The 18346-nt window shown below is 72.7% G+C and carries 18 protein-coding genes; 4 read left to right on the forward strand and 14 right to left on the reverse strand.

The window, feature by feature from the left end:
• Window positions 1-14: 14 nt before the first annotated feature.
• The 4 genes from ACWGR4_RS28320 to ACWGR4_RS28335 form a co-directional block, all read right to left on the reverse strand.
• Window positions 15-1274, reverse strand: a complete 1260-nt coding sequence (locus tag ACWGR4_RS28320; protein ID WP_452130890.1) for a pyridoxal phosphate-dependent aminotransferase — start codon at window positions 1272-1274, stop codon at window positions 15-17.
• Window positions 1271-2692: a KamA family radical SAM protein gene (locus ACWGR4_RS28325; protein ID WP_452130889.1), complete on the reverse strand. Its 1422-nt coding sequence runs from the start codon at window positions 2690-2692 to the stop codon at window positions 1271-1273. The genes ACWGR4_RS28320 and ACWGR4_RS28325 overlap by 4 nt, the downstream gene beginning before the upstream one ends.
• A 110-nt stretch (window positions 2693-2802) precedes the next feature.
• On the reverse strand, window positions 2803-3903 hold the full coding sequence (locus ACWGR4_RS28330; RefSeq protein WP_452130888.1) for a carboxylate-amine ligase: 1101 nt from the start codon (window positions 3901-3903) through the stop codon (window positions 2803-2805).
• A gap of 531 nt (window positions 3904-4434) precedes the next feature.
• A complete protein-coding gene (locus tag ACWGR4_RS28335) occupies window positions 4435-4857 on the reverse strand; it encodes a hypothetical protein (RefSeq protein ID WP_380012237.1) in 423 nt (140 codons plus the stop codon).
• Window positions 4858-5144: 287 nt separating this feature from the next.
• Here ACWGR4_RS28335 and ACWGR4_RS28340 point away from each other — a divergent pair, with 287 nt between their 5' ends.
• Complete coding sequence (locus tag ACWGR4_RS28340) at window positions 5145-6278, forward strand: PP2C family protein-serine/threonine phosphatase (protein WP_452130887.1); 1134 nt, start codon at window positions 5145-5147, stop codon at window positions 6276-6278.
• Here ACWGR4_RS28340 and ACWGR4_RS28345 read toward each other — a convergent pair.
• On the reverse strand, window positions 6275-7255 hold the full coding sequence (locus tag ACWGR4_RS28345; protein WP_452130886.1) for a GlxA family transcriptional regulator: 981 nt from the start codon (window positions 7253-7255) through the stop codon (window positions 6275-6277). The two genes, ACWGR4_RS28340 and ACWGR4_RS28345, sit on opposite strands and share 4 nt — an antisense overlap.
• A gap of 71 nt (window positions 7256-7326) precedes the next feature.
• On the opposite strand from ACWGR4_RS28345, the gene ACWGR4_RS28350 reads away from it, so the two are divergent.
• A complete protein-coding gene (locus tag ACWGR4_RS28350) occupies window positions 7327-7968 on the forward strand; it encodes an HD domain-containing protein (RefSeq protein WP_380012246.1) in 642 nt (213 codons plus the stop codon).
• Between the two features lie 95 nt (window positions 7969-8063).
• Entirely contained in the window at window positions 8064-8972 is a 909-nt protein-coding gene (locus ACWGR4_RS28355) for an aminoglycoside phosphotransferase family protein (RefSeq protein ID WP_452130885.1), read from the forward strand.
• 50 nt (window positions 8973-9022) lie between these two features.
• Here ACWGR4_RS28355 and ACWGR4_RS28360 read toward each other — a convergent pair whose 3' ends face one another.
• The 4 genes from ACWGR4_RS28360 to ACWGR4_RS28375 all read right to left on the reverse strand — a co-directional run bounded on the left by ACWGR4_RS28360 (window position 9023) and on the right by ACWGR4_RS28375 (window position 13709).
• Window positions 9023-9376 carry a GIY-YIG nuclease family protein gene (locus ACWGR4_RS28360; RefSeq protein WP_380012252.1) on the reverse strand — a complete coding sequence of 118 codons (354 nt, stop codon included), beginning with the start codon at window positions 9374-9376 and terminating at the stop codon, window positions 9023-9025.
• A 252-nt stretch (window positions 9377-9628) separates the two neighbouring features.
• On the reverse strand, window positions 9629-10876 hold the full coding sequence (locus ACWGR4_RS28365; protein WP_452130884.1) for a vWA domain-containing protein: 1248 nt from the start codon (window positions 10874-10876) through the stop codon (window positions 9629-9631).
• Window positions 10873-12123 (reverse strand): AAA family ATPase, encoded by a 1251-nt coding sequence (locus ACWGR4_RS28370; RefSeq protein WP_452130883.1) that lies wholly within the window; start codon window positions 12121-12123, stop codon window positions 10873-10875. Before ACWGR4_RS28370 ends, ACWGR4_RS28365 begins: the two co-directional genes overlap by 4 nt.
• A gap of 161 nt (window positions 12124-12284) precedes the next feature.
• Window positions 12285-13709 (reverse strand): hypothetical protein, encoded by a 1425-nt coding sequence (locus tag ACWGR4_RS28375; protein ID WP_452130882.1) that lies wholly within the window; start codon window positions 13707-13709, stop codon window positions 12285-12287.
• 171 nt (window positions 13710-13880) lie between these two features.
• On the opposite strand from ACWGR4_RS28375, the gene ACWGR4_RS28380 reads away from it, so the two are divergent.
• Complete coding sequence (locus ACWGR4_RS28380) at window positions 13881-14699, forward strand: inositol monophosphatase family protein (RefSeq protein ID WP_380012264.1); 819 nt, start codon at window positions 13881-13883, stop codon at window positions 14697-14699.
• 21 nt (window positions 14700-14720) lie between these two features.
• On the opposite strand, the gene ACWGR4_RS28385 is transcribed toward ACWGR4_RS28380, so the two are convergent.
• The 5 genes from ACWGR4_RS28385 to ACWGR4_RS28405 all read right to left on the reverse strand — a co-directional run bounded on the left by ACWGR4_RS28385 (window position 14721) and on the right by ACWGR4_RS28405 (window position 18062).
• Window positions 14721-15419 (reverse strand): hypothetical protein, encoded by a 699-nt coding sequence (locus tag ACWGR4_RS28385; RefSeq protein WP_452130881.1) that lies wholly within the window; start codon window positions 15417-15419, stop codon window positions 14721-14723.
• A 676-nt stretch (window positions 15420-16095) separates the two neighbouring features.
• Complete coding sequence (locus ACWGR4_RS28390) at window positions 16096-16602, reverse strand: hypothetical protein (protein WP_452130880.1); 507 nt, start codon at window positions 16600-16602, stop codon at window positions 16096-16098.
• A gap of 63 nt (window positions 16603-16665) precedes the next feature.
• Window positions 16666-17280 carry a dihydrofolate reductase family protein gene (locus tag ACWGR4_RS28395; protein WP_452130879.1) on the reverse strand — a complete coding sequence of 205 codons (615 nt, stop codon included), beginning with the start codon at window positions 17278-17280 and terminating at the stop codon, window positions 16666-16668.
• Window positions 17281-17351: 71 nt separating this feature from the next.
• A complete protein-coding gene (locus tag ACWGR4_RS28400) occupies window positions 17352-17609 on the reverse strand; it encodes a hypothetical protein (RefSeq protein ID WP_452130878.1) in 258 nt (85 codons plus the stop codon).
• Window positions 17610-17696: 87 nt separating this feature from the next.
• A complete protein-coding gene (locus ACWGR4_RS28405) occupies window positions 17697-18062 on the reverse strand; it encodes a YybH family protein (protein WP_380012282.1) in 366 nt (121 codons plus the stop codon).
• Window positions 18063-18346: the final 284 nt, after the last annotated feature.

Here is an 18346-nt window from a genome sequence, read left to right on the forward strand (position 1 = left end):
CGGCCGCCGAGTGTTCAGCCGCCGAGTGCGCCGAAACCCGCCTCGATGGCGGCGAGTCCGGCGCGGACATGGGGCAGTTCGGTGGGGGCGGGATCCGCCAGCGCGGCCTCCTGCTCGGCGATCGTGTCGCCGTACAGCATGCTGGTGGCGGCCTTGAACCGCAGCGCGTCCGGGTCGTCGCCCAGGAGGTGGCCGGCCAACACCGCGATGCCGCACTCGTGCAGCAGTCGGCGCTGTAGGGACGCCGAGTCGGTGACGCCGAGCGCGCCGAGCGGACCGCGCAGCGGCTCGAAGTCCGGGTAGACGTAGAACGCGCCCGTCGGCGGCCGACACTCGGCGCCCGCCGCGACCGCGAGCATGTACACCGCCCGGGCCACGGCTCCGTGCAGCCGGGCACTCGCGGCCAGGCGCTCGCGGATCTCCGGAGGCTCCTCGTACACGTACCGCGCGACCTCCTGCATGGGGCGGGCCAGGGTCGACCACAACTCGCTGGCCACCGCGACCACTTCGGCCCGGATACCGGCACCTCGCACACCCGCCGGGAAACGCGCCGCGCCGATCCGCCAACCGCCCAGCGCCAGGCTCTTGGACAACCCCGTGGTCACCACGGTGCGTTCCGGGACCACCTCCGCCGGACCGAGCAGTTCGGTGGCCTTCGGATCGTGCACGACGTCGCGGTAGATCTCGTCCGAGACGACCAACAGGTCCTCCGCCTCGGCGATCGTGCAGAGCCGGCGCACCACGTCCGGCGGTGCGAGCGTCCCGGTCGGATTGTCCGGCAGGGTGAACACCACGATGCGCGGGTCGAGCCCGTCGGCCCGGGCGGCGCGGATCCGCGCCCGCAAAACGTCCGGATCGGGAACTCCTCCGTAGTCGCGGGGAATCGGCACCCCGATCGGCGTCTTGCCGGCCAATCGGACCTGTGGCGCGTAGGAGTTCCAACACGGCCGGGGCAACAACACGTCGCCCGGGACGACATGTTGGATCGCCATCAGCAGCGGTTTGCTGCCCGGTGCCAGTACGACCTGTTCCGGATCGGTGGGCAGCCGGCGTCGGGCGAAGTATCCCGCCACCGCGGCGCGGACCGCGAGATCACCGGCCACCGGGCCGTACGCGTTGGTCGGCGCCCCGGTCCGCAACCGGTCGAGGAGCGGGGCGAAGACGGGCAGCCGGGACTCGCCGAACCCGAGGTGCACGATCGGCACCCCCGCGGCCCGGCGGCGATCCACGACCTCGTTGAGCGCCAGATTGGGCGAGGTGCACCAGGTGGTCATCGCCGCATCGCCTCCGCCGGCCGAAGGTCGTACCTGCTCCGCCGCCGCGCCCGGCCGGCGAGCCCCTGCGGGGAGCCCGGGGCGCTTGTGCCGCTCATGTCGCTGCGGCCGGATGTGCCCACCGCCGCCGCGATGTCGGCGGGGGTGTCCGGGGCGAGTACAAGGTCGTCCAGCCAGGTGGCGCCGGCGTCGTAGCGTGCCCGGAACGGGCGGGCGACCAGGGCCGGTTCCCGTGCCTGGAGCATCCGCAACCGGAAGTAGCGGCCGTTGCCGTCGTCCTCGACGCCGTCGACGAGCACCTTGCCCGGCGTCGCCGACATCACCGGCCCGCGGACCGTGCGGGCCAGGCCGGGCAGCGTGCGATAGGCGCCGCGGAAGATCTCCGCGGCCCGGGCCAGCGGTACCGCGAAGTACTCGTGCGGGCCGGTGTCGCGCTCGACGAACATGTAGTACGGGACCGCCCCGCAGGCCAGTTCGGCCCGCCACAGCCGAGCCCACACCGCAGCGTCGTCGTTGACGTGCGCGATCAGCGGAGCCTGGCAGTACACGAGCGCGCCGGTACCGCGAATGCGCGCGAGGGCCCGGCGGGCGAGCTCGGTCTCCAACTCGCGGGGATGGCTGAAGTGCGCCATCACGGCGATGTTGCGCCCGGAGGCGACGACCTCCTCGAACAGGCGCAGCAGGTCGTCGGCGTCGTGGTCGGTGACGAACCGATGCGGCCAGTAGGCGGGCGACTTGGTGCCGATGCGGATGGTGCGCACCGTCTCGACGCCCAGGATCGGTTCCAGGTGTGCGCGCAGCCGTTCGGTGGACATCACCAACGGATCGCCCCCGGTGACCAGGACGTCCTCGACCTCCGGATGCACCGCCAGGTAGGCCAGGAGCCCGTCGGGAGTCGGCGCCGCGAAGCGCAGGTCGGGGTCGCCGACGAACTGCGCCCAGCGGAAGCAGTACGTGCAGTAGGCGTGGCAGGTCTGGCCCTGCCCGGGGAAGTGGAGCACCGTCTGCCGGTACTTGTGCTGCAACCCCCGCACCTCGGCCTCGCCCACGCGCGGCACGTTGAGTTGCCGCTGTCCGGACGGATGCGGATTGAGGCCGTCGCGGATGTGCCGTACCAGGGAGCGCAGTTCGGCCCTGTCCCCCGGCGCGCGGGCCAGTTCGGCCAGTCGGCGTTCGTCGGCCGGGTCGAGCATGCCGCGTTGCGGGAAGACCAGCCGGAAGATCGGATCGTCGGGGATGTCGTCCCAGTCGACGAGGTTGGACAGGACGTACTCGTTGACCCGGAACGGCAGTACGCACGCGACCGCGCGGATGGTCTCGCGGATGTCGTCGGACAGACCGTAGCGGTCCGCGATCTCGTCCAGGTGATGCGGTCCCAGAGCCCGGAAACGTTCGGCGGCGGGCATGGTTGTGGGCATCGACGACATGACGAACTCCCGGAGATGTCAGGGTTCACGGATTCATGGCTGGGCGGAGGAGAGTGGGCGCCGCATGCGTGTGCGCGGGCCGCCGACGGGGGCCTCGGGGGCTACTCGCCCTGTTGCTCGGTGGCGTCCGCGAGGTAGCGGACCACGTCGGTGTATCGGTGTCGGCGTTCGAAGACCAGGCGTTGGCGCCGTGCCCCGCAACCGTCGCGGCGCAGGCCGGCGAGGGTTCGGGCGACGTGGGGGAGGTCGCCCGCCGCGTCCAGGTGGTCGCGTACCCGCTCGATCAGCGCGTCGACCATCGTGTTCGCCGGGACGAGTTCCCCGCTCTCCGGATGTACGGCCATGCCTTCGAGGCCGTCGCGGGCCGCGCGCCAGCGGGCCGCGACCAGCACCTCCGCCGGGATGTCCGGAGCGGGTTCGCCCGCGCGGATCGCGGTCAGCGCGTCGGCGACCAACGCGCGCACCAGGACGGCGAGCAGCACCGCCTCGTCGACCGTGGTCGCCACGTCCGGCGCCCGGACCTCCACCGTCGGCCAGGACGCCGACGGGCGTGCGTCCCAATAGATCATCTTGCGATCCTTGATGGCACCGGTGGCGATCAGGCCGGCGACGGCGTGCTCATAGGCGCTTACCGAGGTCAGTCGGGGCGGAATGCCGGAGCAGGGCCACATGGTGTTGACAATGCTGCGCCAACTGGCGTGCCCGGTGTCGTGTTCGTCGCGGAACGGCGAGTTGGCGCCGAGCGCGATCAGGGTGGGCAGCCAGGGGCGGAGCCGGCAGGTCACCTGTACGGCGGTCTCCGGGTCGAGGGTGCCGACGTGGATGTGGCAGCCGCAGTTGACGAACGTGTCGGTCAGGTCGCCGTATCGGGCCGACTGGTCGTGCCGCCTCGGGGCGTCGATGAGCAGCGGTCCGGGAGCAGGTGCGATGACGGGGGTGGCGCCGGCGACGAGGCGACAGTCGAACACGGCCGCCGCCTCCGTGCAGTCGCGCCGCGATCGCACGAGGTGGGCGCGTAGTTCGTCTGCGGTATGTGCGACGGGACTGGCCGACTCCACCTGGTAGCGGGTGGCTTCCAGACGTGTGGTGTCCGCGTCGGCGACCTTGGCCAGGACGAGTTCGGCGCGTGGGGCGGGCGCGCCGGTGCGGGCGTCGACGAGCAGGAATTCCTCCTCGACGCCGATCGTCGGGGTCGGCGTCACGACGGCGGAGGGTGCTTCCCCGGAGGCGGACCGGGTTGCGGGCCGGGCGGGGGATTCGGGCTGCCGGAGTATGAAGCGGGAACCTGCCATCGGAAGTCCTTCGGCCATCCGGGCGCGCCCGGCAACGAACCGGCGCACGGACGGGTGGGCTGTTTCGGATCCGGGCCGAACGGGAGACGGCCGGCCGGGTCTGGAATGCCGCGGTGGTCTTGCGCGACCGGAACCGGGCGGTGACTGGTGCGCGGCTCGGCGGTCGCACCGGACGGCACCCGAATGGCGAGTGCCGGTCCGATTTCCAGCTTCGCGGTTGGTCCGGAGCATCGCCAGTCGACACGAAAGGGCCCGGGAGGGGCCGGTGACGGCGGTGGGTGGGGCTTGCGCGGGTCCGGGGCGGTGGGGCGGGGTCGCGTCCGCTCGTTGCTCCGACGGGGTGTGGCGGGTCGGTTACCGTGCGGGTTTCGGTGACTGCGCGACTACCGCGCCACTACGGAGCGACGCCGACGCGAATACTGCGCGACTACGGAGCGACGACTACGCGACACCGATGGCGCCGAGGGCGTACTCGACCGCCCTGGCGAGTTCGTCCGCGGTCACCGGGCGGGCGACGAAGCCGTCGTGGTCGTCGAGTTCGTCGACCCGCTGGTCGGCCACGTCGAGGGCGAGATGTTCGGCGAACTCCGCGACCGCCCCGGCGTCACCGTCGAAGTCGGCGGCCCGGTCGGTGGGCGCGTCGAAGAGTACGCCGATCCACAGGTCAGGATCGCGCATCACCAGCGCCTCGCCCAGATGTACCCCGCACCCGGGCGGACCGTCCTCGTCGCCGACGGCCGGCGAGCGGCCCAGCATCGGCACGCCGCGCTCGTCGGTCGGGCCGCCGCACGCGTGCGCCGACGCCGCGCCCAGCGGACAGCGCCGGCCGTGCTCCTGATCCTCGATGTGCGTGCCGCGTGCCATCACCGCTCCTGTCCACGACTGCCGCCGATGCCGATCGCGACCGACGCCGTGCGCGCGTATGTCCGCGCGCCCACCGCCTCGCCACGCCGCCGAGTCCAACACGGGGGACGACCGACTCGAAGGCAAACGCGCCGTACCGGAGCACGGCATGCCACGAATGCCGTAATCCGACCGTCCGGCGACCCTGCCTGCCCGACGGTGATCGATCGTCACGCGATGTGCCGCCGATCCCGGCGCGGCGGGGCTCGGTCGCGCGAGGCTGTCGCGGGAGGGGCACACTCGGACACGTGGTACTCCGACGGCGTCTCGCGGAGTTCCGGCATCCATGGCAAACGGCCCATGCACTGCCGGTACTCACCGTCGTACTGATCGTGGTGATCACGGTCGTGGACCTGATCTCCTCACCCGACGTGCACCTCGGCCCGCTCCTGGTCGTGGCGCCCGCGCTGGCCGCCTCGTTCGCCGGGCCGCGGCTGACCGCCGGGATCGGGGCCGTCGCCGTCGGCGCCCAAATGCTCATCGCCACGCTGCGCGGGGGCCTGGTCACCCGAAACCACCTCATGCAGGTCATCGCCGTCGCCATGATCTCCGTACTGGTGTGGTACCTGTGTCTGCGCCGCGAACAGCGCCGACGCGAGGTGGTCCGGCTCCGTTCGGTCGCCGAGGCCGCACAGCGGGTCCTGCTTCGGCCGCTGCCGCGTCGGGTCGGCTCGTTGCGGATCGCGTCGTTCTATCTGGCCGCCGACGACGAGGCGCAGATCGGCGGTGACCTGTACGCGCTCGCCCGCACCGACGTCGGGATCCGCCTGATCATCGGCGACGTCCGCGGCAAGGGCCTTGCCGCCATCGGCGACGCCGCGCAACTGCTCGGCGCGTTCCGTGAGGGCGCCCACCGGTTCGCCGCGCTGCCCGAGCTGGCCGCCGCGCTGGAGGAGAGCATCTGCCGCTACCTGGCCGAGTTGTCCCCGACCGACACGGACGCGGACGAGCGTTTCATCACCGGCATCGTCGCGGATCTGCGCGAGCACGACGGCGTGGGCGCGCTGACCACCTTCGGACACCCGCCCCCGCTGCTCCTGCGCGACGGCCGGGTGCACACCCTCGACGCGCGGCGGCCCGCACCCCCGCTGGGCCTGTGTCAGGGCATCGACGCCGCCGACTACGTGGTCGACACCTTCACGCTCCACGCCCGGGACATCCTGGTGTTGTACACCGACGGAGTGATCGAGGCGCGGGCGCCCGACGGTACGTTCTATCCCCTGACCGAACGTGTCGCGGGGTGGAGCGACCTCGGCCCCGAGGGCCTGCTCGACCACCTCCGGCACGACCTGCCGGCGTACGTCGGCGGCCGGCTCGTGGACGACGCCGCCGTGGTCGCGATCGAACGCACCCCCACGCTGCTGCCGGGCCGGCGGTGCTAGGCCGTGTCGAAGGTGGCGCGGTAGGCGCTGGGGGGTACGCCGAGGCGGCGTTTGAAGAGGGTGCGCAGGTTGGCGGGGGTGCCGAGGCCGGATCGGCGGGCCACGGCGGCCATGGACAGGTCGGAGTCCTCGAGGAGTTCGCGGGCCCGGTCGACGCGGGCGTCGGACAACCACTGCATGGGCGGCCGTCCGGTCTCCTCGTGGAAGCGGCGGATGAGGGTGCGCCGGGACAGCCGGGCCCGTCTGGCCAGCACGTCGACGGTCAGCGGTTCGTCCAGGTGCCGCAGTGCCCAGGCGCGCAACTCGTCGAGCCCGCCGCCGCGTTCGGGCGGGGTGGGGTGGGCGATGTACTGCGCCTGGCCGCCCGCGCGATGTGGGGCGGCGACGAGGGCGCGGGCCCGTTGATTGGCGATCGTGGCGCCGAGGTCGGCGCGGATGATGTGCAGGCACAGGTCGATGCCGGCGGCCACGCCCGCCGAGGTCAGCACGTTGCCCTCGTCGACGTAGAGCACCTGCGGTTCGATGCGCACCGACGGGTATCGGTGGGCCAGTTCGGCGGCGCGTTGCCAGTGGGTGGTGGCGCGGCGGCCATCCAGCAGTCCCGCGCCGGCCAGGACGAACGCGCCGGTGCAGATCGACACCATGCGGGCGCCTCGGGCGGCGGCCTCGGCGAGGGCGGTGCGCAGTCGCGGCGACGGGGGATCGGGCGGGACCAGGCCGGGCACGACGATCGTGTCGGCGTCGGCGAGGGCGTCCAGACCGCGGTCGACGAGCAGCGACGGGCCGCCGTGGAGCGGGACGGGGCCGGGGTGCTCGGTACAGACGGTGACCCGGTACGGGCTTCCCTCCCAGTCGCCGAACGCCTGGATCGGGATGCCGAAGTCCAGGGCCAGGACTCCCGGTTGGGCCAGGACGACGACGTGGTGGGGCGGGCGTGGCACCGGGGCGTCGGCGCCGGTACGGGCTACGGCGGGCATGGCACGATGCTATCGATCAATGGCAATCGTGCCACTGCCTCGGGCGCCGATCCGCCGACTACGGTCGGGGCATGGACACAGTCGCCGCCGTTCCCACCACGCCCCTGGCCCACCGGACGATCGAGTACGTGCGGGCTCGCACGTCGCGGCCGACCGCGGAGCACAGTTTCCGCAGCTACCGGTTCGCCGTTTTGCAGGCCGCGTACGACGGGCTGCGGCCCGGCGCGGACTTCGACCCCGACCTGCTGTTCTCGGCCTGCGCGCTGCACGACCTCGGGACCTCGCCCGACGCCGAGGGCCGGCAACGATTCGAGGTCGAAGGGGCCGACATGGCCGCGGAGTTCCTGACCGGAGGCGGCGTGGCCGCCGCCGACGTCGACCGGGTCTGGGAGGCCATCGCGCTGCACACCTCGGCCGGGATCGCCGAGCGCCGCGGCACGCTGGCGTACCTGACCCGCAGGGGCATCGCCATCGATTTCGGCGTGGACACCGAATGTGTCGACGACGCCCAGGCCCGGGTGATCCACGCCGAACACCCCCGGCTGCGGATGGCCGAGACCCTGACCGGGGAAATCGTCCGCCACGCCCGCCGGAATCCGCAGAACGCCCCCCGCTACAGCCTCCCCGGCGAACTGCTCCGCGAACGGGGCGAGGACGGGACGGGCCGCACCGGGATGGAGGCGGGGGCGGCGGCCTCGCGCTGGGGTGAGTGAGCGGGCCGTCCGGGGTGGAGGTGCGCCGCGGGTGCGGGGCGGCGGGCGGGAAAACGGTTGACGGGTGTCGTGGGTGGGCGGTCGGATGGTCGGTGATGAACACAGGCCAGATGCACTCCGATATGCACCCCGTCGACGGCGACCTCGTGCGGCGGTTGATCGCCGGGCAGTTCCCCCGATGGGCGGGACTGCCGGTGGAGCGGTTTCCGTCGGGCGGCACGGTGAACGCGATGTACCGACTGGGCGAGGACATGGTCGTGCGGTTGCCGCTGGTGCGCGGCGGGGTCGCGGACGTCACGCTGGAGCGGGAGTGGTTGCCGCGCCTCGCCGGGCTGCTGCCGACGGCCGTGCCGGAGGTGCTCGGCGCGGGGGAGCCGGCCGACGGGTATCCCTGGCCGTGGTCGGTGTACCGGTGGCTGACGGGGGAGAACCCGGAGCCGGGGGCACTGCGGGCACCCGCGCGGCTGGCCGAGGACCTGGCCGGGTTCGTGGCGGCGATGCGCGAGCTCGAGTTGCCGGGAGCGCCGGCGGCCTACCGGGGCGGACCGCTCGCCGCGCTCGACGCCTCGACCCGGTCGGCGATCGAGGAACTGCGCGCGATCCCGGCGGAGGACGTCGACTGCGATGCCGCGATCGCGGTATGGGAGGACGGACTGCGGGCCGACGCGGGGCGGAACGAGCCGGTGTGGCTGCACGCCGACCTCATGCCGGGCAACCTGCTGGTGGACGGCGCCGGGCGGTTGACGGCGGTGATCGACTTCGGCTGCCTGGGGGTGGGCGACCCGGCCTGCGACCTGGTCCCGGCCTGGAACCTGCTGCCCGCCGGCGCGAGGCGGACCTTCCGCGACGCCCTCGACGTCGACGACGCGACCTGGACCCGGGGTCGGGCCCGCACGCTGTCCCAGGCCGTGATCGCCCTCCCGTACTACCGCGAAACCAACCGGGCGATGACCACCAACGCCCGCCACGTACTGGCGGCGATACTGGGCGAACAGGACGCCTGATCCACGCGATTGCCTTTGCTTCGATCCACGCGGTCGCCTGCGGCCACGATCTACGCGGTTGCCTTCGCCTTGAGGGTGGCGATGTGGTCGAGGAGGCGAGGGTCGGCGCGGAACCATTCGCCGCGGAGGCGGAGGTCCTGGAACGCCGCGTGCAGGCGGCGTTCGTCGGCGATCGAACCGGGTTCGGTGTGCAGGACCTCGCCCGGGGCGGACTGGGCCAGTCGCCGGCGCAGGTCGGTGGTGAAGCCGATCTTGATCCGTCGATCGGTGCGGACGAAGTAGACGAGCCCCTCGCCGAGCATGGTGACCTCGGTGGGTTGTCGGCGCGGGCGCCGGCCGGAGGGGGTCTCCTCCTCGTCGTCGCCCGGTAGGCCGTCATGGGCGAACTCGCAGGTGGCGGCCACGTGTTCGGCGCACAGCGGAACCGGGGCGTCGGGGAGGGCCGGTGCACGGCACCCGCCGTCGGGGCGGGGCGCGATGCACAGGCCGGTGGCGTCGCTGATGATGACCTCCTCGGCAGGCCGACCATTCCCGGGTCGTCGACACGACTGCGGGAACCCCCATGTTTCCACCCCGGTCCGACACCGCGACGCCGGGGACGGCGATGTCGACACCATGCCGCCGACACCCGATCGCCGATGGACTCCCGTGGGCGCTCAGGGAGTTGGGCCGATCGTTACCACGCGGGCCCAGTCGGGTGGCAGGTCCGGAGTGTACTCGGGGTTGTCCTCGTATGCGGAATAGTCGCGGATGCGGGGGAACAGGCCCACCACCGTGCGGCAGGACGGGCGGGCACTGGGCCAGGGGGTCTGACCGTCCGTCAACACCACGACGACGTCGGGGCGAGGGCTGCGGCGCAGGGCCTTGGCGAAGCCCGAGCGCAGGTCGGTACCGCCGCCGCCGAGCAGCGTGATGCCCTCGCCGTCGCACAGCGGTTGTACGATCCGGGCCGCCGCGTCGCACGAGACCACGGTGACCAGATCGCGCCGGCCGCCCACGGCGCGGGAGATGGCGGCCACTTCGAGGAGGGCGCTGCCCAGTTCGGCGTCGCTCACCGACGCGGACGTATCGACCACCACGGCCACCCGAGGCGGCTTGCGGCGCAGGCTCGGCAACACGACGCCGGGCACGCCGGCCGAACGGCGGGCCGGCCGACCGTATGTGTAGTCGTCCGCACCGCCGGCACCGGCCACCGCCGAGCGCACCGCCGCGCCCAACAACTGCCGCCACGGCTGCGGCGGATGGAATACCTCTTCGGCCCACCGCCGCCACGACTTCGAGGCATGCCCGGGCCGACCCCTGATGCCCTGCGCCACCCGGAACCGGACCGCGTCCCGTTCGTGCTCGCTCAGGCCGTGCGCGCCGTCCGGCCCCAGATCCCACTCCCGATCCAACCCGTCGGCGCCGCTGCCACAGTCCAGCCATGCCAGGTCCTGCGTGACCAGTCCCATCACGATCTCGCGCAGGTAGGTCTCCATCAACTCGCCCTCGGACAGCCCGAACAAGCCCGGCAGCACGGCGCCTTCGGGCCGGGGCAGTCCGTCGTCGAACGCGTCGTCGTTGATCTCGCAGTCGGCGGCGAGGTTCATCCGCAGCCGGTCACCGCGGCCGGTCAACCCGCGCTCGTGCGCCACCCGGTCGCTGCGCCCGTGGTGGTCGCGAAGCAGATGCGACACCTCGTGCACCCATACGGAGGCCAGTTCCTCCTCGGGTGTTCGGGCCACGAACACCGGCGAGACGTAGCACCGCCAGTGTCGGTCGACGGCCATCGTCGACACCGTCCGCGACTCGACCACGTGCAGCGCGTACAGGGCGGTGGCCAGGTATGGGCGGGCGCGGGCGGCGTACAGGCGGGCGGCGTAGAGCTTGTCCAGGTCGAGCGCTCCCGACGCGTCGGTGATCATCGGCCGGCCCGTGCGGTCACCGCGGACCGGGCCGCCGCCCGGTCCGCGCGCCGGGACAGCGACACCGCTCCGGCCAGCCGCTCGATCGATGCCGGCACCTCCCAATCCTGGTCGCGCAGCGAGGCGAGGGCGGTGGCGGGGACGACCACCAGGTCCGGGGCGCCGGTGTCGAGCGCGCGGACCAGGATCGCCCAGGCCGCGTCCCAGCGGGGCTTGTCCGGGCGGTTGCGGACCGCCTCGACCACGCCGTCGAGTACGGCCTGACGCAGGTCCCCGCGCTCGGGCAGGATCGCGCGGGTCGGGTCGGCGAGCAGGTCCTCGGGGTCCGGGAGGTCCATCCGGTCCAGGGCGGCCAGCAGTTCGAGTCCCGGGCCGTCCCCGACGGTGCCCCTGACCAGCAGGGACAACACGTCGCGGGAGGATCCGGCCGCGGTGGCGAAGGCGATCAGCGACACCGTCATGTCCCAGCTGCGCGGCGACGGCCAGGCGCCACCGCGACGGGTTTCCGTGGTGGGAAGGAGGTGGACGAGCTTGGGGCGGGTAGCGAGCAGGCCGCAGACCGCCCGGCGGGCGAAGGCCACGGCCTCGGCGAGTCGGGTCGGATCCAGGACGGGCAGGGTGGCATGCGGCCAGGTGCCGCCGAGGCCGCGCACCACGACGTCGTGGTCGTGTACCCATTGAAGGTGTACGAAGCGGTTTGCCATCGGCGGGCTCAGCTCCCAGCCGTCGGCGGCCGACCCGCGTGGGTTGGCGGCGGCCACGATCCGGATGCCGGGCGGCAGTTGCAGGGCGCCGACCCGGCGTTCGAGGACGAGTCGGAGCAGGGCGGCCTGTACGGCCGGCGGCGCGGTGGACAACTCGTCCAGGAACAGCAGTCCGCGTCCGGCGCGTACGAGACGAACGGCCCACTCCGGCGGGGCCATCGGCACACCGTTGGTCGCCGGATCGTCGCCGACGATGGGCAGGCCGGAGAAGTCCGAGGGTTCGTGCACGCTGGCGATCACGGTGGTGAGCGGCAGATCCAGGGTGTCGGCGAGTCGGGTGAGCGCGGCGGTCTTGCCGATCCCGGGTTCACCCCACAGCAGTACGGGCAGGTCGGCGGCCACGGCCAGGGTCAGGGCCTCCAGTTGGGTGTCGGGACGGGGCTCGGTGGCGGTGTCCCGCAGGAGGGCCAACAACTCGGCGGCCACGTCGAGTTGGGGCGTGTTGCGGGGGGCGGTGGTGGTGAGTGGGGCGGGTGTACGCATGGTTGATCACCTTTTGGGTTCGGTGGGGGGCGTCGGGCGCGCGAAGGTACACACACTGAAGTGCACCCGCAGCGCGCCGCGAAGTGCGTGCGGCGGCGCGCTCGACGGCGCACACGTGCGTGCGTCGGCTCGAAGTGCCCGGGGTGGTCGACGGGTTCGCGTCAGTGCGGGTTCATGTTCCGCGGATGGGCGCGGCGGGTGTGCGGGGGACGTGGACGGTTCGGGAGCGGGATGCGGTCGGGCGCCGGTCCGCCCAGGCCGGCTCGGAACAACCCGTGAGTGATCAACCGTTCGGCGGCGTCTTCCAGTTCGTCGCGGAGGAGGCCGCCGCGCGGCAGTGCGTCGGGACCGAGCAGGCTTTCGACGACGGCGAGCGCGCCGGCGATGTCGCCGTGGTCCAGACGTTCGCGGACGCCCGCGATGCAGTCCGGGCGGCGGTGTGCCGCGTCGATGGCCTGGAGGCAGGGCAGCGGGGTGCCGGTCAGCGCGTGCAGCAGTTCCTCGCGACGGATTTCGGCCGGATCGTGGTCGAGCGGCGCCAGTACGCCGTCGACCAGGCCGATCCGATGGCGCGAGCCCCGGCATTCCACGATGTCGGGTCGTCCCGAGGCGTGGTCCGCGAGGACGGGTGCCGTGCCCGGGACATGACCCCGTATCAATGCCGCGGCGACCAGCGGGTGCAGCCGATCGGGCTCGATCAGGCCGGCGCGCAGCAGTTCCAGGTCGGGCGGTATCCAGGTGGCCGCGTCGGGCAGGACCGGCAGCCCGGTGATGTCGCCGCCGGCGGGTCGCGGTTCGACGGCTGCGAGCCGTACCGTCGACGGCCCGGGACCGTCGTCGTCCGCGACCACGTGCAGGACCAGCCGGCGACGGCCCCCGCAGCGCACCGCGACCGCGCCGGTGCCGGTGGGTCGCCCCGCGGCCCGGAGCAGGATCGCGGCCTCGGCGGCCCATCGGTCGACGGCGCACTCGGCCGGGATCGGTCCCGGCCAAGCCGGATCCGGGCCCGAACTCCCGTCGCAGGGCGGCCGATCGGCCCCGGAACGGATCCACAGCTCGTCGCTGCGGCGGGCGTCCCAGAGATGTCGGTGCAGGTCCAGGCGGAACCGTCGATGGGGATGGCGGTGCGGATGGTGACGGAAGCCGGCGGCGTCGCGGTGCGATCCGTCCCACAGGGCGAGGGCGATGCGCTGACCGGCGTCCGCCCACGCGGGTGGGGTGCGGGCCACCAGGTGCACCGGGCGCGTGCCGCCGTGCTCCCCGACGTCGTACCGCGCCAGGGACACGGTCAGACCCGGGCGCAGCAGCCCGTCGGGAGCGATCCTCGGCATGTGCCAGCGCAGCAGATCCGGTGCCAGACCACGCAGGTCGTCTCGGATCCTGGCAGCGAACTCCCCGCCACGCGTGCGGGCTTCGAAGCGGAGATCGATGTCGACGTCGACACCTGCGGCGGCGCAGGCGGCCTGCCAGTCACCGGCCAGCCGGCGCGTGGTCGCGGTCTCGATCATGGAGGGCGGCACGGCGAACTCGCGCACGCGCAGCCAGAGGGTGAGGCGGGAATCCCGATTCGCGATCGCGGTGAGCATCAGCACTCACCTTGCGCGGTGGGGACCCCCAATCCGTTTACGGAGTCAGTAGTCATCGGCAGGAGCCTAGCGCCCTCGACCTCGGAGGGCCAGGACCCCCCTTGTCGGGGTCGGGTGCTCGACGTGCTCGCCGCGCGCGGGCTCGTCGAGAGCGGCGCGTAGGCTCCCCATATGGCGATCTTGAAGATGGAGACGGATGCGGGGCTGGCCGTACGGGCGGCGCGGGCGGGTTCGGCCGTGGTGCGCGGGATGTACGGGACGTCGCCGGAGCGGTTCGACAAGGGCGCCGGAGACTTCGCCACGGCCGCCGATCTGGACGCGGAGCAGGCCATCCTGGACGCCCTCCGCGACGCGCGGCCCGACGACGCGGTCACCGGCGAGGAGAGCGGCCCCACCGGCACGGCCGGCGCGGAACGCCGTTGGCTGGTCGATCCGTTGTGCGGCACGTTGAACTACGCCGTGGGCAACATGTTGGTCGCGGTGAACGTGGCCCTGCGGGTGGGCGCCGAGACCGTCGCGGCGGCCGTGGCGGATCCGTTCGCCGACGAGGTGTTCTGGACCGACGGTTCCGGGGCGTACCGCCGACTCGGCGGCGAGGACCGGGACTTGGTGCCGTCGTCCGGATCGCGGCTGGTGGATGTGAACCTGGATCCGCCGTTCCCCAACGCGCCGTCGTTCCGCGCGGTCCGGCTCCTCGCCGACCCGGACTTCGTCGCGGGTTTCCGGCCGCGCGTGGTGTCCACCACTCTGGCCGTCGCGTGGGTGGCCGCCGGCCGCCGGGCCGCCTATGTCACCGACGGCGACCTGCGCGACAGCGTGCACTTCACCGCCGGCATCGCGTTGTGTGAGGCCGCCGGCTGCGTGGTGACGGACCTGTACGGCCGACCGCCGTACACCGGGGCGGCCGGTCTGATCGCCGCGGCCGACCGGGAAACCCACACCGCGCTCCTGGACATGATCCGCCGGCAGGCCCCCGCGGCCGACCGGTAGGCGGGATCGGCCGGGCACGCGTCACTCGCCCCGAGGCGCCGATGGGTCGGGGTTGGAAACAGGGTGCGGGATGGGGTCGGAAACGGGGCCGGGCTCGGGATCCGGTCGGCGGCTCGGCAGGCGGAGGTGTCGTCGCGTCGTCGCCGTCACCACGACCGCCATCAGCAGCGCGCCCGCCGCGTGGGCGAGGGCGAGCATCATCCGCGAGTGCAGGAAACCCATCTCCGACCGGATCTGCCCGTCGAGTGGCCCGCTCCAGTCCTTGCCGACCAGGCCCAACAGGCGGGTGAGCGTGGTGAACACGAGTATCCCCACGGCCGACACCAGCACCGGGGCAGGGCCGATCCCGGCGCGTCCGGCGTTGCCCGTCCGCCGGTGCCCCGAGCGGCACAGGACGCCGAAGCCGCGCGAAGGGCCGTACCAGGCCGAGCGGTTCCGGCAGACCAGCGCGGTCCACCACACGACCAGGGCGATCATCGTCACGCTCGTGACGAAGACCGCCGAGGCGGCCGCGTCGGTGGCGCCGTTCCCGCGCGGCACCATCCGCGCACCGGTCGACAGCGCCTCCGGCTCGACCGATGTGTGCACGCGCGACGCCAGGCCGGCCCGCCAGTCCCGATAGACGAGATACGCGTACACATCCGCCACGACCACCCCCAACGACGCCGCGCCCGCCGCGATCCCCGCACACCACAAACGCCCGGACGCAACGGGGGACACATCCGAATCCCCCACCCGGACCGCCAAGTTAGCCAAACCCACGGATCGACCGCCCACGGCCCGCCCCTCGCTCTGTAATTCCCGCGCCTCCCAAGAATGCTGACCCGGATGCCCCCCGACCAGCCCAAACCCACATCGGCCCGACCGACCGGCATCGCGGTGGACATGGGCGCACATCCCGGCCGGGCGAGGGCCCGATTCGGGTGCCGAGCGTGGATTGGGCGTTGTGTGAGGGTATGCGGGGCTTCACAGGGAGGTGGGGCGGCGTCAGACTGTCGCGATGAACTCGAATCCCTCCGATCCGGCCGCAGTGCGTGCGCGTGAGTCCGCGGAGGTGGTCGAGGCGCAGTGGCAGAGGGTGTCGAGGTCGTGGGCATCGAGGCGGTTGCGACACGAGATCGACCGGCCTGACGGGTCGTATCCGCATTCGTGAGCGGGGCACCGGGGACGTGTTCGACGAAGTGGGCTCCGCTCGGGAGGCCGTTGCCGTGCTGTTGGCCCCCGCGCCGGCGGATCTGGGGCCGGCGGTGGCGGGAAACGCCTCCGACTTCGGCACGTTCGAGGTGTGAGGCCCCGGGTCGCTCGGGGCGAGCGGCTCGGGGCGGTGGGGCTATTTGTGGTGACGAGGCGGGCGGCGCAGGTGGGCGACGCGGATGACCGAGTCGGCGTGTGACGGCTACGTCGTCGGGTCGGGGTGCGCGTCGGCGTTCGGCTCGATCCGCGTGGCATGTTGGAGGGCGTTGTCGATCGTGTCGGCCAGGGCGTGGAGTTGGTCGGCCCAGTCCGGGCGGGACATGGTCAGCGGTGCGATGCGGGCGCAGCCGGTCGTGGTGAGCACCGCGACCGTCTCGGCGGGGGTCAGGGGCACCGCGCCGATCACCGGTCCGGCCGGACTGGCGTACGGGTCCAGGTACGGCAGCAGGTCCCGGTCGACGCCGGGCCGGGCCAGACCGGGGCGGGGGTCCACCTCGGTCGGCCCGTACGGACGCAACTCGGCGAGCGTGTGTTCGATGGCGCCGGCGAGGGCCCAGGCGGGGCCGCCCGGCCGGCCCAGACCGCACAGCCAGGCGCCGGCCCGACCGCCGGCCGCGGTGATCCGCTCCAGGGCCGCGCGTTGTTCGGGGGAGATCTGCGGGTCCGTGGCGGGGCGGGAACCGTCGGGCGGCGAGGCGTGGTTGCTCATACCCCGTTGAACGAGCGACGGCCGAACACGATGCTGTGCATGCCGGGGACACCCGCGACCGGTCTACCGACCGGCCTGGGACAGGTGCACCTTGGCATCGTCGTACGAGGCGTCGCCGGCCGCCGCTGCCGGGCCGTACACCAGGTGGAGCACGCCGGACCCGAACGCCTTCGACGAGATCAGCCGCAGCGGGATCGACCCCTCGCCCTCGGTGAACAGCCGCATGCCGGTGCGCACCGCGATCGGGTGCACGAACAGGTGCAACTCGTCCAGCAGCCCGGCGTCCAACAACAGGCGCACGATCGAGACCGAGCCGCTGATCGAGATGTCCGCGCCCGGCTCGTCCTTGAGCGCGGTGACGGCGCTGACGACATCACCGCGCAACTGCTCGGAGTTGCGCCAGGTGAAGGTCAGCTCGCTGCGCGACACCACGATCTTGCGCGCGTCGCCGATCGCCTTCCCGAAGGCGGCGTCGTCGCCACCGGCCGTCTCCCGCTCGGGCCAGGCGCCGGCGAAGCTGTCGTACGTCTTGCGACCCAGCAGGAGGGTGTCGGACGTTTCGAGCAGCGCGCCGACGGCCGCGCCCATCTCGTCGTCGAAGTAGGGGAAGTGCCACTGGTCGGGCGCCTCCACGACCCCGTCGAGCGAGATGAACAGGCCGGCGGTGATCTTCCTCATGATGTGCTCCAGAGTGCTGCGGTCGATGCGGTGTCGATGTCATGGAGGTAGACGACGGCCGCCCGCAAAACTCATCGGTGCGGGTGGGACCCGATGGCAAACCGGGTTCGACGGGTGTCACGGCCGGGCCGGCAGACTCCCGCCTCGTGCGCCGCGAGGCCGCCCAGCTCGCGCAACGCCCGCTCGGACGCCGACCCCGGCTCGGCGGCGAACAGGTCGAGCCCCCGACACGCCGGCTCGTCCGGCAGCGCGACGAGTTCGCCGTGCAGGGTCGGCTCACCCGCCGTCGGGTGAGGCAGGACATACACCCGGTCCCGGAGCTGCGCCACCGGCCGACCGACCCGGCGTCGACCGACCCGGCGTCGGCCGAGCCGCGCATGCCGACGGCCGCCCGGGTCGGGGCGGCCGTCGGGGGTTCAGCGGGTGGGCGGGGCGAATTCGGGCTGGTCGATCACCCGCAGCCAGCTTCCGTCGGGCCGGCGCCGGACCACCTGGGCCCGGGCACCGGAGCCGTCCTTCGGCGGGGTCGAGGTGAGCGCGATGTCGCCGTTGATCAGCGTCGGCAGCGGTTCCTCGGGCTCGAAGTGGGGACGGTCGGCCAGCACCTTGGCCCACAGCTCGCGGATGGCCTCCCGGCCCACGGTCGTGCTGCCCGGCGGGTAGGCCAGTACGGCGTCCTCCGCGTAGAGCTCGGCGACCCCGGCGGCATCGCCGGCGTTGGACCGTTCCACGAACAGGCGGGTGATGTCCTCGGGACGCATGGCCTTCTCGTACTCGGACATGGTTTGTGTTCCTTTCCTCGTGGTGTCGCGGCCTTTCGTAGTTCCATCCTGCTCACTCGCCGATCAGAAATCCAACAGATGGATCCGATCGATGTCAGAAGCTGTGGTTATGGTCGACGAGGGTGAAGCGGACGTTGACGGCCCCGTCGCGGCCTGCATGTGGCCCATACACCCCGGACCGGGTACTGCGGATCCGGTACTCCGGTACTCGTCCCCCGGAAGGACGCCCGGGTGCCGCACCCGTTCATAGGGTCGCCGTAGTGTGCGCGGCCCTCGAGGTCGCC

Source organism: Embleya sp. NPDC055664 (assembly GCF_053618075.1).